Source organism: Stenotrophomonas sp. 86156_Sma (assembly GCF_056481625.1).
Genome location: NZ_CM151157.1, coordinates 4,973,157 through 4,990,000 on the forward strand (window position 1 = coordinate 4,973,157; position 16,844 = coordinate 4,990,000).

12 protein-coding genes, 2 rRNA genes and 1 pseudogene (1 of these 15 only partly in view) are annotated in these 16,844 nt (G+C 66.2%); 7 read left to right on the plus strand and 8 right to left on the minus strand.

Going from position 1 to position 16,844, the window contains the following annotated elements; genetic code table 11:
- Positions 1–237 precede the first annotated feature (237 nt).
- On the minus strand, positions 238–2,313 hold the full coding sequence (glyS, locus tag ACZK33_RS22985; protein WP_423174574.1) for a glycine--tRNA ligase subunit beta: 2,076 nt from the start codon (positions 2,311–2,313) through the stop codon (positions 238–240).
- Positions 2,314–2,383: 70 nt separating this feature from the next.
- Positions 2,384–3,295, minus strand: a complete 912-nt coding sequence (gene glyQ, locus ACZK33_RS22990) for a glycine--tRNA ligase subunit alpha (RefSeq protein WP_006403404.1) — start codon at positions 3,293–3,295, stop codon at positions 2,384–2,386.
- 84 nt (positions 3,296–3,379) lie between these two features.
- Between glyQ and ACZK33_RS22995 the strand changes: the two genes are divergently transcribed.
- The 3 genes from ACZK33_RS22995 to ACZK33_RS23005 are packed head-to-tail and all read left to right on the plus strand — an operon-like array spanning position 3,380 to position 6,895.
- The gene (locus tag ACZK33_RS22995; protein ID WP_423174575.1) at positions 3,380–5,215 is read left to right on the plus strand and encodes a GspE/PulE family protein; all 1,836 of its coding nucleotides are present in this window, start codon (positions 3,380–3,382) and stop codon (positions 5,213–5,215) included.
- Positions 5,187–5,933: a glutamine amidotransferase gene (locus ACZK33_RS23000; RefSeq protein ID WP_049399151.1), complete on the plus strand. Its 747-nt coding sequence runs from the start codon at positions 5,187–5,189 to the stop codon at positions 5,931–5,933. Before ACZK33_RS22995 ends, ACZK33_RS23000 begins: the two co-directional genes overlap by 29 nt.
- 50 nt (positions 5,934–5,983) lie before the next feature.
- The gene (locus ACZK33_RS23005; RefSeq protein WP_049399150.1) at positions 5,984–6,895 is read left to right on the plus strand and encodes a BPSS1780 family membrane protein; all 912 of its coding nucleotides are present in this window, start codon (positions 5,984–5,986) and stop codon (positions 6,893–6,895) included.
- 86 nt (positions 6,896–6,981) lie between these two features.
- Here ACZK33_RS23005 and tatC read toward each other — a convergent pair whose 3' ends face one another.
- From tatC to ACZK33_RS23025, 4 genes are all read right to left on the minus strand, one after another.
- Complete coding sequence (tatC, locus tag ACZK33_RS23010; RefSeq protein WP_032128455.1) at positions 6,982–7,731, minus strand: twin-arginine translocase subunit TatC; 750 nt, start codon at positions 7,729–7,731, stop codon at positions 6,982–6,984.
- Positions 7,728–8,189, minus strand: a complete 462-nt coding sequence (tatB, locus tag ACZK33_RS23015; RefSeq protein WP_423174576.1) for a Sec-independent protein translocase protein TatB — start codon at positions 8,187–8,189, stop codon at positions 7,728–7,730. The genes tatC and tatB overlap by 4 nt, the downstream gene beginning before the upstream one ends.
- Positions 8,190–8,204: 15 nt before the next feature.
- A complete protein-coding gene (tatA, locus tag ACZK33_RS23020) occupies positions 8,205–8,432 on the minus strand; it encodes a Sec-independent protein translocase subunit TatA (RefSeq protein WP_032128453.1) in 228 nt (75 codons plus the stop codon).
- 75 nt (positions 8,433–8,507) lie between these two features.
- A complete protein-coding gene (locus ACZK33_RS23025; RefSeq protein WP_032128452.1) occupies positions 8,508–9,401 on the minus strand; it encodes a lipid-binding SYLF domain-containing protein in 894 nt (297 codons plus the stop codon).
- A 165-nt stretch (positions 9,402–9,566) separates the two neighbouring features.
- Here ACZK33_RS23025 and hemH point away from each other — a divergent pair, with 165 nt between their 5' ends.
- The 4 genes and pseudogenes from hemH to ACZK33_RS23045 all read left to right on the plus strand — a co-directional run bounded on the left by hemH (position 9,567) and on the right by ACZK33_RS23045 (position 14,886).
- Positions 9,567–10,529, plus strand: a complete 963-nt coding sequence (gene hemH, locus ACZK33_RS23030; RefSeq protein WP_032128451.1) for a ferrochelatase — start codon at positions 9,567–9,569, stop codon at positions 10,527–10,529.
- Positions 10,526–11,380: an alpha/beta fold hydrolase gene (locus tag ACZK33_RS23035; RefSeq protein WP_049424296.1), complete on the plus strand. Its 855-nt coding sequence runs from the start codon at positions 10,526–10,528 to the stop codon at positions 11,378–11,380. The genes hemH and ACZK33_RS23035 overlap by 4 nt, the downstream gene beginning before the upstream one ends.
- 290 nt (positions 11,381–11,670) lie before the next feature.
- A complete protein-coding gene (locus ACZK33_RS23040) occupies positions 11,671–13,776 on the plus strand; it encodes a methyl-accepting chemotaxis protein (protein WP_478453938.1) in 2,106 nt (701 codons plus the stop codon).
- A 165-nt stretch (positions 13,777–13,941) separates the two neighbouring features.
- Positions 13,942–14,886 (plus strand): annotated as a pseudogene (locus ACZK33_RS23045) (IS481-like element ISStma3 family transposase).
- A 371-nt stretch (positions 14,887–15,257) separates the two neighbouring features.
- On the opposite strand, the gene rrf reads toward ACZK33_RS23045, so the two are convergent.
- Positions 15,258–15,372, minus strand: a 5S ribosomal RNA gene (rrf, locus tag ACZK33_RS23050).
- Between the two features lie 127 nt (positions 15,373–15,499).
- Positions 15,500–16,844: ribosomal RNA gene (locus tag ACZK33_RS23055) — 23S ribosomal RNA — on the minus strand; it runs 1,535 nt beyond the window's last position.

Consider the following 16,844-nt stretch of genomic DNA (forward strand, 5'->3'; position numbering starts at 1 on the left):
GCGAAATGCATCACGTCATTGGGGATCGGTTGTTAAGTGGCGGTCAAAATACGCGCCTTTGTGGCGATCGTCGTGATCGCAGCCGAGGATGCCGGCATCGTGCGCGATGCCGGCAATGACCCCGATGGACATCCGCCAGCGGTGATCCGGTAGTGCCGGCCACTGGCCGGCAACCCACAGATCGATCCGATGCGCGGTGGCAATGCCGGCCAGCGGCCGGCACTACCGATACGGGCGTCAGCTCGACAGATGCTCGATCGCTGCCACCTTGCCCAGGCGCTCGCCCAGCATCGTCAGCAGCGCCAGGCGGTTGCCACGCAGCGCCGGATCCTCGGCATTGACCATCACGCCATCGAAGAACGCGTCGACCTGCGGGCGCAGGCGTGCCAGGCGCGCCAGCACAGCCACATAGTCCTTGTGCTGCAGGCTGGCGCCGGTGTCGTCGATGGCCGCGGTGACCGCTTCAGCCAGCGCGCGCTCGGCGTCTTCCTGCAGCAGCGCCGGGTCGATCTGGGCCGGGATGTCGCCTTCGGCCTTGCGCAGGATGTTGCGGATGCGCTTGTTGGCCGCGGCCAGCGCCTCGGCTTCCGGCAGCGCAGCAAAGGTGCCGATCGCATCCAGGCGGCGGTCGAAGTCGTACAGCGAGGCCGGCTTCAGCTCGGCGACGGCGTTGAAGTGCGTGGCCGGCACGCCCTTGTCGGCGTAGTAGCCCTTCAGGCGGTCGAGGATGAAGTCGTACAGCTCGCCGACATCGGCCTGCACGTTGCGTGCGGCCAGGCCGGCGTTGGCGCTGGCCAGCAGCGCGCGCAGGTCCAGCTCGAAGCCGCTTTCGATGATCGTGCGGGCCAGGCCCAGCGCGTTGCGGCGCAGGGCGAACGGGTCCTTGTTGCCGGTCGGCTTCAGGCCAGCGGCGAAGCCACCGGCCAGCGTGTCGACACGTTCAGCAATCGCCAGCACCTTGCCCAGCGGCGACAGCGCGATGTCGTCACCGCCGAAGCGCGGCTGGTAGGCCTCGTCGATGGCCAGCGCTACCTCCTGCGATTCACCACCGGCCACGGCGTAGTGGCGGCCGGCGATGCCCTGCAGTTCCGGGAATTCGTTGACCATGCGCGACTGCAGGTCGTTCTTGGCCAGCTCGGCCGCACGTTTGGCCTGCGCGGCGTCGGCGCCGACCTGGGGGGCGATCGCTTCGGCCAGAGCGGCCACGCGCGCCACCTTGTCGGCCACGCTGCCCAGCTTGGCCTGGTAGGTCACGGTTTTCAGGCCGTCGCCCATCGACACCAGGCCCTGCTTCAGGTCCTCGTCGAAGAAGAACTTGGCATCGGCGAAGCGCGGGCGGATCACGCGCTCGTAGCCCTTGGCCACTTCGGCCACGTCCTTCGATTCGATGTTGGCGATGCCGATGAACTTCTCGGTCAGGGTGCCAGCGGCATCCAGCACCGGGAAGAACTTCTGGTTGATCTCCATCGTCTCGATCAGCGCTTCCTGCGGCACCGCCAGGAACGCGCGTTCGAAGCTGCACAGCACTGCCGACGGCCACTCGACCAGGTTCACCACCTGTTCCAGGTTGTCGTCGGTGATGCGGGCGCTGCCGCCAGCCTTGGCCGCAGCGGCCTCGACCTCGGCAACGATGCGCGCACGGCGTTCGCTCGGGTCGACCAGCACGAACGCGGCACGCAGGGCTTCAACATAATCCTGCGGCTGGGCCAGCGACACCGCCTGGTCGTGGTGGAAACGATGGCCACGGCTGACGCGACCGGCCTGCAGGCCGAACAGCTCGGCTTCAACCACGTTGGCACCGTGCAGCAGCACCAGCCAGTGCGCCGGGCGCGCGAAGCCCCAGGCGTGGTCGCCCCAGCGCATCGGCTTGGGAATCGGCATCGCCGCGATCGCCTCGCGCAGGATCTCCGGCAGCAGGCTGGCAGTGCTCGCGCCCGGGGTCACCGCGCGGTGCACGAAGCGCTCACCCTTGTTGTCGGTGGTCTTCTCCAGCGCGGTCCAGTCGATCCCGGCCTTGGCGGCGAAGCCCTGCAGGGCCTTGGTCGGCTGGCCTTCGGCATCCAGCGCGATGTTCAGGTACGGGCCCAGCACTTCGCTGTGCTGTTCCGGCTGTTCCAGGCCCACGCCCGGCAGCAGCACGGCCAGGCGGCGCGGGGTCGACAGTGGACGCGCATCGCCCAGCTCGAGTGCGACGCCGCGCTTGCGCAGGCCGTCGACAACGCCATCGAAGAACGCCTGGGCGAGGCCCGGCAACGCCTTGACCGGCAGTTCCTCGGTGCCCAGTTCGATCAGCAGGGGGGACAGTTGGCTCATCGTTTCAATCCTGTGGTGGGGGCGCAGCGCGCGACGCGTCCGGCGCCCCGGAGTAAGGGGGGAGCGGCCGTCAGGCCTTCTTCGCGCCCGGGAAGCCCAGCTTCTCGCGCTGCTCGTAGTACGCCTTGGCCACCGCCTGGGCCAGCGCGCGCACGCGCAGGATGTAGCGCTGGCGCTCGGTCACGCTGATCGCGCGGCGCGCATCCAGCAGGTTGAAGGTGTGGCTGGCCTTCATCACCTGCTCGTAGGCCGGCAGCGGCAGGTTCACTTCCACCAGCTTCTGCGCTTCACGTTCGCAGGCGTCGAAACGGTGGAACATCTCTTCCACGTCGGCGTATTCGAAGTTGTAGGTGCTCTGCTCCACCTCGTTCTGGTGGTAGACGTCGCCGTAGGTCACCGGCTGGCCGTCCGGGCCGTAGGTCCAGACCAGGTCGTAGACGTTGTCGCAGTTCTGCAGGTACATGCACAGGCGCTCGAGACCGTAGGTGATCTCGCCCAGCACCGGGCGGCACTCCAGGCCACCGGCCTGCTGGAAATAGGTGAACTGGGTCACTTCCATGCCGTTGAGCCAGACTTCCCAGCCCAGGCCCCAGGCGCCCAGCGTCGGCGACTCCCAGTTGTCCTCGACGAAACGCAGGTCGTGCACCAGCGGGTCGATGCCCAGTGCCTTCAGCGAATCCAGGTACAGCTGCTGGATGTTGTCCGGCGCCGGCTTCATCGCCACCTGGTACTGGTAGTAGCGCTGCAGGCGGTTCGGGTTCTCGCCGTAGCGGCCGTCGGTCGGGCGCCGCGAGGGCTGCACGTAGGCCGCGTTCCAGCTTTCCGGACCGATCGCACGCAGGAAGGTGGCCGGGTGGAAGGTACCGGCGCCCACCTCCAGGTCGAGCGGCTGGATGAGCACGCAGCCCTGCTGGGCCCAAAACTGGTTCAGGGTCTGGATCAGGCCCTGGAAGGTGATCGGAACGGTCGGGGTCGCGGACATGCGGACGATTCTTGGCCGGCAAAGGGGGTGCGCTAGTATAACGGCCGACCTGCGGGGCATTCCGTACCCGGGAGGAGCAGGCAGATGGAACATCGGCTGCCGGTCGGCACGCCCGGCGAAGCGGGCGACGTCGCGCTGCCTTGGGGACGGCTGCATTTCGAGCAGATTGCCGCAGCCCTGATTGCCGATGGCCTGGTGGCCGAGCAGGACCGCGAGCGCATGCGCTTTTCCGCGCAGGGCGCGCGCAACGCGAGTGAAGTGCACCCGCTGGTGCTGCTGTCCAACCTCAAGCTGGCCGCCAGCGGCGGTGGCGAACTGACCCTGGAGCGCCTCACCGAGTGGCTGGCGCAGCGCACCGGCAGCCGCTACCTGCGCATCGACCCGACCCGGGTCGACGTTGCCGCCGTCACCGCGCTGGTCTCCCACGCCTACGCCCGCCGCCACCGCTTCCTGCCGCTGGCGGTGGATGCCGAGCGCGTGCTGGTGGCCACCAGCGAGCCGCTGGTGCAGGAGTGGCGCCGTGACCTGCAGCACCTGACCCGCCGCCGCATCGAGCTGGCGGTGGTCAATCCGCTGGACCTGCACCGCTACACCATGGAGTTCTACGGGGTGACCCGTTCGGTGCGCGGGGCCCGTGGCGACGTGCGCGGCGAGGCCAGCACCACCCTGCCCAGCTTCGAACAGCTGGTGGAGCTGGGCCGCACCGGCGACGTCAATGCCGACGACCAGCACATCGTGCATATCGTGGACTGGCTGCTGCAGTACGCCTACGAGCAGCGCGCCTCGGACATCCACCTGGAGCCGCGCCGCGAAATGGGGCGCATGCGCTTCCGCATCGACGGCGTGCTGCACAAGGTGTTCGAGGTACCGCCGGCGGTGATGACCGCGGTGGTCAGCCGCATCAAGGTGCTCGGCCGCATGGACCTGGCCGAACGCCGGCGCCCGCAGGATGGCCGCATCAAGACCCGTTCGCCGGGCGGCCGCGAGGTCGAGATGCGTCTGTCGACCATGCCCACCGCCTTCGGCGAAAAGTGCGTGATGCGCATCTTCGACCCCGATGCCGCGTTCAAGAGCATCGACCAGCTCGGTTTCAGCCCGCAGGAGGCCGCTGGCTGGAATGCGCTGGTGGAGCGTCCGCACGGCATCGTGCTGGTGACCGGCCCGACCGGCTCGGGCAAGACCACCACCCTGTATTCGACGCTGAAGCGCCTGGCCACGCCGGACGTGAACGTGTGCACGGTGGAGGACCCGATCGAGATGATCGCGCCCGAGTTCAACCAGATGCAGGTGCAGGCCAACATCGACCTGGATTTCGCCAGCGGCGTGCGCACGCTGCTGCGGCAGGACCCGGACATCATCATGATCGGCGAGATCCGCGACCTGGAAACCGCGCAGATGGCGGTGCAGGCCTCGCTGACCGGCCACCTGGTGCTGTCCACCCTGCATACCAACGATGCGCCCTCGGCGGTCACCCGCCTGCTCGACCTGGGCGTGCCGCACTACCTGCTGGCCAGCACCCTCAACGGCATCCTTGCCCAGCGCCTGGTGCGCACGCTGTGCCCGCACTGCAAGCAACCGCACAGCCTCGGCGCGGCCGATTGGGCGGTGCTGGCTGATAGCCATGCCGCATATCCAGATGCCGCCACGCCCTGTCGGCCGGTCGGTTGCCTGGAGTGCCGGCGCACCGGATTCCTTGGCCGCATCGGCCTGTATGAGTTGCTGCCATTGGGCTCGCGGCTGCGCGGGCAGATCCGCGCCGACATGGATCTGGCCGGTTTCAGCCGGGCTGCGCGGGCTGAAGGCCTGCGAACCCTGCGCCAGGCCGGGCTTGAAAAGGTGGCGCAGGGGCTGACTACAATCGAGGAAGTCCTGTCAGTCCTGCCGCCCCCGGATGAACCCAGCCCCGTTCCTGATCCTTGAAACCGGCCGCCCGGTACCGTCGCTGCGCCGCTACGGGCGCTTTCCGCACTGGATCCGCGTCGCCGCCGGGCTGGAGGAACATGAGACGGTGGTGGTCGATGTCGAACACGGTGGCGCCCTGCCCGATCCGCACGGTTTTGCCGGGGTACTGGTGACCGGCTCGGCCGCCTTCGTCACCGACCACGCCGAGTGGAGCGAGCGCAGCGCCGCATGGCTGCGCCAGACCGCCCACGCTGACCTGCCGGTGTTCGGCATCTGCTACGGCCACCAGCTGCTGGCGCATGCGCTGGGCGGTGAGGTGGCCTACAACCCGGCCGGGCGCGAGTCCGGCACGATCGAACTGGAGCTGCAGCCACAGGCGGCACAGGATCCGCTGTTCCAGGGTCTGCCGCAGCACTTTGCCGCCCACGCCACCCACCTGCAGACCGTGCTGCGCGCACCCGACGGTGCCGAGGTGCTGGCACGCTCGCCGCTGGATGGCTGCCACGCGTTCCGCTGGGGGCGCCAGGCCTGGGGCGTGCAGTTCCACCCCGAATTCGCCACCCACCACATGCGCGGCTACGTGCGCGCCCGCGCCGACTGCATCGGCCGCCACGGCGGCTGTGCGCGCAGCATCGAGCGCGCAGTCAGCGCCGCACCGCTGGCCCGCCAGCTGCTGCGCCGCTTCGTCCGCCAGGCGCGGCTGTCTTCAGCCCAGCCGGTGGCAAAACAGGGATAATCGGCGGCACGGGCAGCCGCCCGGCCCCCTCCTGTCCTTCCCGGATGTCCATGAAAGAGATTCGCAAGCTGCCGGCCTCGGCGGGCGCCCAGTGGTTGCTGGATACGTTCTCGCTGTATCGGCGTGCGCCGCTGCAGCTGGCCCGGATCGGCCTGGCCTGGCTGCTGGTGAGCTGGGTGGTCACCCTGTTGTCGACGCTGATTCCCGGCGCCGCCGGCATGGCCGTGCAGCTGATGACCCTGGCCATCTCGCCGATCATGTTCGGCGGCATGCTCTACGCCGTGGGTGAGATCGACGAAGGCCGCCCGGGCCTGTCCTCGCACCTGCTGCAGCCGATCCGCGACCACCGCGTCAGCCACCTGCTGGTGCCGCTGGCGATCCAGGTGCTGGCGGTCCTGCTGCTGGGCGCGCTGTTGTTCATGATGATCGGCCGCGAGGGCTTCACCGCCTTCAGCGAGGTCATGACCAAGATGGAAGAGATCAGCCGCAGTGGCCAGCAGATCAAGCCGGAGGATGCGGCCGCACTGGTCGCCAACCTGCCGGCCAAGCGCATCGCGCTGTGGATGCTGCTGGTGTTCCTGAGCGCGGTGGCGCTGTCGCTGGCGATGTTCACCCAGCCGGCGCTGGTGGTGTTCGATAAGCAGAGCGGCATGCATGCGCTGCGCCTGAGCCTGCAGGGCTGCATCGAGAACATCGGCGCGATGTTCGTGTTCGCCGTACTCGGCCTGATCGCCGCGTTCTGCATGTACATCCTGTTCGTGATCGTGATCCAGATCGCGATGCTGATCGGTGGCCCGCTGGCCGCCGCCTTCATCGCCCAGCTGGTGCTGACCACGGTGCTGATGCCGCTGTATGTCGGCGCGGTCTACGCCGCGTGGAAGCAGATGTTCGTGCATCGCGGCAGCCGCGCGGCCCCACCGATCCCGACCACGCCGACCTCAAGCGACGTGTTCCACGCCTGACGGAAAAAGGGGACGGAGGGGATTAAGTCGTTTATGCCCAGTGTGTGCAGCTAACGACTTAATCCCCTCCGTCCCCTTTTTTTCTTTCAGGCGGCGGGTTTCTTCACTACCGATGACGGCACCAGCCAGCGTGCGGCGTGGATGCCCAGTTCGTAGAGCAGGCACATCGGAATCGCCAGCATCAGCTGCGAGACCACGTCCGGCGGGGTCAGCACTGCGGCCACCACGAAGATGCCGACGATCGCGTAACCGCGGCCTTCCTTGAACTGCTGCGGAGTCACCCAGCCCAGCAGCACCAGGATCACCATCGCCACCGGCAGTTCGAAACTGCCGCCGAAAGCGAAGAAGATCGCCAGCACGAAGTCCAGGTAGGCGTTCGCATCCGGAGTGATCGCGATCACGTCCGGGCTGAAGGTGGTCAGGAAGTGGAACACCGCCGGCAGCACCAGGAAGTAGGCAAAGGCGCAGCCGGCGTAGAACAGCAGCACCGACGACACCAGCAACGGCACCGCCAGGCGCTTCTCGCGCGCATACAGGCCCGGGGCGACGAACGCCCACAGCTGGTACAGCAGCCACGGCACCGCCACGAACAGGGCGACGAAGAAGGTCAGCTTCAGCGGGGCGAAGAACGCACCGGCCGGGTTGGTGGCGATCATCGTCTGCCCGTTCGGCAGCTGCGAGACCAGCGGTTCGGCCAGCGCGTTGTACAGCTTCTGGGTAAACGGCAGCAGCGCCAGCAGCACCACGCCCAGGCCCAGCAATGCGCGCACCAGGCGGCCGCGTAGTTCCACCAGATGTTCGACCAGCGAGCTTTCGCCGAAATCCTGTTCACTCATGGCTGGCGCTCCGGGCTGCTCTGCGGCGGCGTCGCACCGGCTTCAGGGGGTGTCGCCGGCGTCGGCTCGGGAGCAACGCTCTCCTGTGCCGGCGCATCGGTGTCGGGCACGGCGCTCATGTGCGGCGGAAGATCTGCGGGCGCCGGCGCGCGTACTTCCTGCGCCAGCGTATCGCCCTGCTGCTGGGCCTCCTGCGCTTCGCGACGGATCGCTTCACCGCTGGCGCGCAGCTGGTTCTCGGTGTCCTGCATGCCCTGGCGCACATCCTGCATCTGCCGCTTGATGTCCTCGGCCTGCAGTTCGCGCTCCAGTTCCTGTTTCACCGAATCCCACTGATTACGGGCACGTCGCACCCACAGGCCGGCGAAGCGGGCCGCCTTGGGCAGGCGCTCGGGACCGAGCACCACCAGGGCGACCACTGCAATCACCAGCAGTTCGCTGAAGCCGATATCAAACACCGCGACCGCTCCGGATCAGCGAGCGTTACGGTCGTGCTCGTCCTGCGCGGCGCGCGAGGCGTCCTGGCTGCGCGATTCATCGCCCAGCTGCGCGTTCGGCTTGTCCTCGTCGCGCATGCCCTTCTTGAATTCCTTGACCGCCGAACCGAGATCCTTGGCGCCACTGGTCAGGCGCTTGGTGCCGAACACCAGCAGGACGATGGCCAGCACGACCAACCAATGCCAGATGCTGAAACTGCCCATAAAGACGCTCGTTACGTTAGTGATCAGGCTGTCGAGCATAGCGCACCGGGTGTTAGCCGGCGCGCGTGACGAAAGTCAGTTTCCGCCCAGCGTTTCCGTGCGGATTTCGCCGTCGTTGACCGGCTGGAAGCCCTGCTGCTGCGGCGGCGGGTTCTGCGGCACGTTCTGCAGCGGTGCGGTGGTGGCTTCGGCCGGGGCGGCCGGCGCTGCCTGAACAGGCGCCGGAGCAACCGCCGGGGCCGCTGCCGGGCGCGGCGCGCTACCGCCGTTGCCGCTGCGGTTGTTACGCGCGGCGTAGGTGGCCTCTTCCAGGCGGTCGCGGAACGTGACCACATCCATCGACGGCGAACCGGCCGCGCGGCCTTCGAAGATCATGCGCGGCGTGGTGTTGCTGCCGTAGGCGTCCAGATTGGCGGCATCGTCGATCTGCAGCACCGCACCATCCAGGGCGACACCGGCGAACAGGCCGCGGGCGCGCGACCAGGACCAGATCTCGGCCTTCAGCTGACCGTCGGTGGCGGCGGCGGCATTGCGGCCGACCGGGCCGGCGGCGACACCCGCATCGGCGCCCAGCGTGAACTTGCCGTTGACCAGGTTGTCCAGGCTACGGTCGTTGCGGAACACCAGCACCACATCGGAGGACTGCACGCCGGCCTGGAAGCCGATGCTGCCGCCGGTGAGCTTCACGAACACCGGGTTGGACCAGGCACCGTTGGGCATGCGCACGGACATCAGGCCGTGGCCACGACGACCGCCAATGACCAGACCGGCCTTGATCGTGTCGGGAATGACGATGACCGCGCGGCCTTCGTCGAGCAATTTGTCCGGAATGCCCTGTTCAGGGATTTCCTGGATTTCAGCCAGCACGCGCACGGCATTGCGGGCACGCTGGTCTTCCTGCGGTCCGGCCATGGCCTGGCTGGACAGCAGGCTGGCGGCGATCAGCAGGGCTTGGATCGGGCGACGCATGGCAGGCTCCAGAAGTCAGTCCATAGGAAGATATAGCAAGTGACTGAAATTAGTAGTGTTGTCATGAATCCCCAATGAGCGTTCCCTGCTCACATTGATGCGCGCTATGCCTGCAATCCGAACCCTGCATCCCGGCGCGGCACCGGATCGGCGACAATACCGCTCATGCTCGACGCACCCGATACCGCCGTGCTGGCGGTCAACCTAGGCACGCCCGAGACGCCGACGGCCCCCGCCGTACGCCGTTACCTGGCTGAATTCCTGTCCGACCCCCGCGTGGTCTCGATCCCGGCACTGCTGTGGCAGCCGTTGCTGCGCGGACTGATCCTGCCGCTGCGCAGCAGCCGTTCAGCGGCCAAGTACGCCCAGGTGTGGCTGCCGGAGGGCTCTCCGCTGATGGTGCATACGCGCCAGCTGGCGCAGGCCATGCAGGCGCTGTTGCCGACCCTGACAGTGCGCCATGCAATGCGCTATGGCGAACCGGCGCTGGCCAGCGAACTCGACCGGCTGGCGGCCGACGGTGCGCGCCGCATCGTGGTGCTGCCGCTGTACCCGCAGTACTCCACCACCACCACCGCCTCGGTCGAAGACCGCGTCGATGCCTGGCAGCGCCGCAATCCGGGCGTGACCGTGAGCCTGGTACGCGACTATTCGGTCGATCCGGGCTGGGTCGACGCCGTTGCCGGCTCGATCCGCCGCTACTGGGAACAGCACGGTCGTGGCCAGAAACTGATGTTCTCCTTCCACGGCATTCCGCAGCGCCTGGCCGATGCCGGCGATCCGTATCCGCAGCGCTGCGAGGCCAGTGCGCAGGCCATCGCCAAGGCGCTGGAGCTGGGCAGGGACGACTGGCAGATGGGCTATCAGTCGCGCTTCGGCCGCGAGCGCTGGCTGCAGCCGTATGCCGAGCCCAGCCTGTGGGCGCTGGCCGAATCCGGCGTGAAGCAGATCGACGTGGTGTGCCCGGGCTTCGCCACCGACTGTCTGGAGACGCTGGAAGAAGTGGCACTGGGCTTCACTGAAACACTGGCCGAGCGCGGCGCGACGATGCGCTACATCCCCTGCCTCAACGCCGAACCGGAGCACGCGCGTGCGCTGGCACGGCTGGCCGTGGCCTCGCTGGCATGAGTCTGCAACCGTTTGAACTGGAGGTCGGTGGCGCGCGCGTCGCCGGCCTGCGCAACCACGGTGACGGCCCGCGCGTGCTGGCCCTGCATGGCTGGCTCGACAACGCGGCCAGCTTCGTGCCGCTGGCGCCGCACCTGTCGTCGTTGCAGCTGGTGGCCATCGACCTGCCCGGCCACGGCCACAGCGCGCATCTGCCGGCCGGTGCCAGCTACACCACGGCCGCCGCCATCTGTCACGTACTCGACGTCGCCGACGCGCTGGGCTGGGACCGTTTCAGCCTGCTCGGCCATTCGATGGGCGCCGGCATCGCCAGCCTCACCGCCTCGGTCAGCGACCGTGTCGAACGGCTGGTGGCGATCGAAGCACTCGGCGGCCTGCGTGGTCCTGAGGAAGAAACCGCCAACCGCCTGCGCGAGCATGTGAATGCCACACGCGCACTGGCACGCAAGCAGCTGCGCGTGTTCCCCGACCTCGCCGCGCCGATCCGCGCGCGGATGATGACCAATCAGCTCAGCGAGCGCTGTGCACGGCTGCTGGTCGAGCGCGGCGTGGAGCCGGTCGAAGGTGGTTACCGCTGGTGCAGCGACCCGCGCCTGATGCTGCCCACTGCGATCCGCCTCAGCGAAGGCCAGATCGACAACCTGCTGCAGGCCATCGCCTGCCCGACGCAGGTGATCTACGCCACACCGGCGCAGTCGTACTATCCCGAGCCGATGCGCAGCGATCGCCTGCAGCACCTGCGCGATGGCCGTCTGGCGGTGTTTGCCGGCAACCATCACCTGCACATGGAAGACCCGGAACAGATCGCGGGCGTGATCCTGCACTTCTTCAGCAACGGCAACGCCGGCTGAGCAAACGTATCCGCGCGCTTCACTCCGCGCGTTTGCGGCCGATACATCAGTTGCGGGCCCCTGCGTCCGCAGCACGCAGGTCCGGTCGGGTCTGCGGCGTGTGTCTGGTTCTGCAAGGAAGTCCGCATGCCCGCTCTGCTGCACCGTCACCCACAGGATGTGGCCACGGTGTCCCGTCTCCGCGTCGCTGATCGCGCCGCATTCCCCGAATTCCCGGCTCGCGCCCTGCTCACGCACTCCTGCGTGCGCCGCGGCGTGGCTGTTGTCGTTTGCTGATCCAGGAGTCGCCGATGTCCGTTGCATCCTCCCGTCCCCCCGATACCGCCCGCATGCCGCATCTGCAGCAGCTCGCGCGCCGCGCTGACCGTCGACTGCTGATCGGCAGCGCGGCGTTGGCTGTGGCTGGCCTGGTGCTGGCCCTGCGTGGGCCCCACGTACCGGGCGCTGCGTTGGCCGCGGCCGCCGTACTGCCCGCCCTCTGGCTGGCCGGTCCACAGGCGGGCCGGGCCGTCGCCCGCAATGGCCTGGCATTGCTGTTGTCGCTGCAGCTGGCCTTGTTGTGCGCGATCGTCAGCCTGTCACCGGCATTGCCGATTGCGCTGTTGCTGGGCGTGCTGCTCAGCCACCGCGATCGCCTGCCGGTATGGCTGGCCGGTGGTGTTGGCACCCTCGCCCTGCTGGTACCGCTGCTGCACGGCGCAGCCGTGGGACCGATGTTGCTGCAGGCGGGCCTGTTCGCCAGCCTGACCGTGTTCCTCGGCCAGGTCGCGCTGCGCCTGCGCCAGCAGACCGAGGCGCTTGGCCACGGCCCACGCCGCCTGGCGGCACTGGCGCGCGATATCGCGACGGGCACCGATCTGAGCGCACATGCGGATACCGCGGCCTATGCACCCGGTTCGCTGGCCCATGCGCTGGCCGATACCGCCCGCCACGTGCAGGCGCAGCGTGGGCGCGAGGCTGACGCGCATGCCGAGAATGCGCAGATCCGCCAGGCGCTCGACGCCTCGCGCACCGCGATGATGATTGCCGACAACGACCACGTGATCCGTTACGTGAACCGCTCGGTGGTGGCCCTGCTGCGCAACCAGCAGGCAACACTGCGCCAGGCCTTCCCCGACTTCGACGCCGAGCGCCTGGTCGGCAGCAGCATCCACCGCTTCCACGCCAACCCGGATCGCATCCGCGCGATCCTCAACGGCCTGCAGGTCACGCACAACGGCAAGGTCCAGATCGGCCCGGTGCACTTCGCGCAGGTGGTCACCCCGGTGTTCGATGCGCAGGGCGCGCGCCTGGGCTTCGCCGTGGAATGGCATGACCGCACCCATGAACTCGCGCTGGAAAACGCCGTGGCCGGCATCGTCGCAGCGGCAGCGGCCGGTGATCTCGACCAGCGCCTGCAGGCCACTGAAGGTGCCAGTTTCCTCGATGGGCTGACCGGTGGCATCAACCAGCTGCTCGATACGCTCGGCAGCACCGTCAACGAAGTGCGGCAGATGCTCTCGGCACTGGCCAATGGCGATCTGGACCGGCGCATGCACGGCGAGTATCACGGCGCTTTCGCTGCCATCCAGCGCGATGCGAATGCCACGGCCGGTCAGTTGGCACGCATGGTCGGTCGCATCCAGGAATGTGCGGCGTCGATCAGTACCGCCGCCAGCGAGATTGCCGCCGGCAACGGCGCGTTGTCCGAGCGCAGCGAGCGCCAGGCCGCGCACCTGCAGGAGACCGCAGCATCGATGGAGGAACTCACCGCCACCGTGCGCCAGAACGCCGCCCATGCGCGTGAGGCCAGTGCGTTGGCAGCTTCCACGCAGAGCGCTGCCAGTGACGGCAACACAGCCATGCAGCGGGTGGTGAATACCATGCAGGCCATCGAAGGTGCCTCGAAGCGGATCGGCGACATCACCGGCGTCATCGACGGCATTGCCTTCCAGACCAATATCCTGGCCTTGAACGCAGCCGTGGAGGCGGCACGCGCCGGCGAACAGGGCCGAGGCTTCGCGGTCGTGGCCAGCGAGGTGCGGGTACTGGCGCAGCGCTCTGCGGCGGCGGCCCAGGAGATCAAGAAGCTGATCGACGAAGCCGGCCGCCAGGTGGGTGAGGGTGCCCAGCTGGTAGCTGACGCCGGCCAACGCATGCAGGGCATTGTTGGCGGCGTGGAGGATGTCAGCCACCTGATGCGCGAAATTTCCGCGGCGTCGCAGGAGCAGTCGATCGGCATTGAGCAGATCAACCAGACCGTAGTGCAGATGGATCAGGCCACACAGCAGAATGCCGCGCTGGTGGAGGAAGCCACCGCGGCCGCACGCGAGCTGCAGAGCCAGGCCGGCACACTGACCGAAGCGGTTTCGGTGTTCCGCCAGCAGGAACCGCGCGAGGTCTCGCAGGCCGCCTGATTCGGGCCTTCAGTTCGATCCTGATCAAGACGGCGCCCGCAGGGCGCCGTCTTTTTGTTGCGTAGGCCTTGCTGCCAGTAGCTGTGATCTCTCTGTAGGTTGTTCATCCGGGACATCTTTGGAAAATGGTGGTTACCACACCGTTCCAGCCCCCAAAGAGCCCGGATGAACAATCATAAAAATGCCCGTTTGACGCCGTTTAGTCGAGCGCTTCTGGTCCGCCGTATCCTCCACGAGGGCCTACGCCCGGAAGAAGCAGCTCAAGCGTGTGGCGTAAGTGTGCGTACGGCCTACAAGTAGCTGGCCCGATTCCGCCAGTTCGGGGCACCGGGCCTGGAAAACCGCAGCTCACGGCCTCACCAGACGCCGCATGCCACACCTGCTCCGGTAGTCGAGCAAATCAAGGAGCACCGCCGTAAGCGGCAGACCTACCTGACCATCTCCAAGGCGCTGGGGGTCGGCCACAGTACGATTTCAAGGCTGATGCGCGCCCACGGCCTCAATCGGTTGTGTCGGCTTGATCCGCCCAAGGAGGTCATCCGATACGAATACGATCAGCCCGGAGGGCTGCTGCACTTGGACATCAAGAAGCTGGGCAACTTCCAGCGGCCAGGGCACAGAACCGATGCCAAGCGCAGGGGAAACGCCGCCGGCGGTGGCTGGGGCTACGTCCACGTGGCCATCGACGATCACTCCCGGGTCGCCTTCAGCAGCATCCACCCCAACGAACAGGGCGAAACCGCCTGTCAGGCGTTGCTGGGCGCTCTGGGGTACTACGCCAGCCTGGGAATCACCTTCAAGCGGATCCTGACCGACAACGGTGCGTGCTATCGCTCCACTGCATTTGCCAAGCTGCTCAAATCCCTTGGGATCAAGCACATCAGAACCAAGCCCTACACGCCGCGGACCAATGGCAAAGCCGAGCGCTTCATCCAGACCAGCCTGCGCGAGTGGGCTTACGCCTGCGAGTACGCATCCTCGGACCAGCGCAATTCCGTGTTGAACCAATGGCTGCACTACTACAACTGGCACCGTCCCCATATGGCGATCGGCGGCCAGCCACCTATCTCAAGAGTGCCGCTGAACAACGTAGTGGGTTTACACAAGTAGCTGCCAACCTTGGTTGGCGCCGTGGTTCCTCACGGAGGGCATCCACGCATGGCGTGGATCTACTGGTAGTGCCGGCCGCTGGCCGGCAATCACAGCCACGCGCACTGTCTGGGCCTGCTGCCGGGGTTGGCACCGATCTTTGCAGGGACAGCCCATCCACGCACGGCGTGGACCTACTGTTGGTCCGGCTGCACTCGGTAGACGCCAACCTTGGTTGGCGCTGTGGCTGCCCGCGGAGAATATCCTCGCATAGCGTGGATCTACCGGCCGCTGTGCAGCCACGGCAGTGCCGGCCAGCGGCCGGCACTACCCGCATTTCGCGCGCACAAAGAAAAACCCCGCTGCGTAAGCAGCGGGGTTTTGGGTGTAAACCCTGGCGATGACCTACTCTCGCATGGCTTGAGCCACACTACCATCGGCGCAGCTGCGTTTCACTTCCGAGTTCGGGATGGGATCGGGTGGTTCCACAGCGCTAATTTCACCAGGGAGGCGGTTGGAGCGTCGCCATCCGATACAGCTGGATAAGGCGCCTGCCTCTCGTAGTTCTTGTGACGTAGCGTGCACTTGGATGCTCTTACGACGCTGTCGTAAAGCCAAGGCAACTTGAGGTTATATGGTCAAGCCTCTCGGATCATTAGTATCAGTTAGCTCAATACATTGCTGTACTTACACACCTGACCTATCAACCACGTAGTCTACATGGTTCCTTCAGGGGGCTTGTGCCCCGGGAGATCTCATCTTGAGGCGCGCTTCCCGCTTAGATGCTTTCAGCGGTTATCGCTTCCGAACATAGCTACCCGGCAATGCCACTGGCGTGACAACCGGAACACCAGAGGTTCGTCCACTCCGGTCCTCTCGTACTAGGAGCAGCCCCTCTCAAATCTCCAACGCCCATGGCAGATAGGGACCGAACTGTCTCACGACGTTCTGAACCCAGCTCGCGTACCACTTTAAATGGCGAACAGCCATACCCTTGGGACCGACTACAGCCCCAGGATGTGATGAGCCGACATCGAGGTGCCAAACACCGCCGTCGATATGAACTCTTGGGCGGTATCAGCCTGTTATCCCCGGAGTACCTTTTATCCGTTGAGCGATGGCCCTTCCATACAGAACCACCGGATCACTAAGTCCTAGTTTCCTACCTGCTTGATCCGTCGATCTTGCAGTCAAGCACGCTTATGCCTTTGCACACAGTGCGCGATGTCCGACCGCGCTGAGCGTACCTTCGAGCTCCTCCGTTACTCTTTAGGAGGAGACCGCCCCAGTCAAACTACCCACCATACACGGTCCCCGACCCAGATAATGGGCCCAGGTTAGAACGTCAAGCACGACAGGGTGGTATTTCAAGGATGGCTCCGCTGCAGCTAGCGCCACAGTTTCATAGCCTCCCACCTATCCTACACAGACGAACTCAACGTTCAGTGTAAAGCTATAGTAAAGGTTCACGGGGTCTTTCCGTCTTGCCACGGGAACGCTGCATCTTCACAGCGATTTCAATTTCACTGAGTCTCGGGTGGAGACAGCGCCGCTGTCGTTACGCCATTCGTGCAGGTCGGAACTTACCCGACAAGGAATTTCGCTACCTTAGGACCGTTATAGTTACGGCCGCCGTTTACTGGGGCTTCGATCAAGAGCTTCGCCTTGCGGCTGACCCCATCAATTAACCTTCCAGCACCGGGCAGGCGTCACACCCTATACGTCCACTTTCGTGTTTGCAGAGTGCTGTGTTTTTGATAAACAGTCGCAGCGGCCTGGTTACTGCGACCCTCTTCAGCTATAGCTCGCACGAGCCACCAAAAAGGGTGCACCTTCTCCCGAAGTTACGGTGCCATGTTGCCTAGTTCCTTCACCCGAGTTCTCTCAAGCGCCTGAGAATTCTCATCCTACCCACCTGTGTCGGTTTACGGTACGGTCTGCGTAAGCTGAAGCTTAGGAGCTTTTCCTGGAAGCGTGGT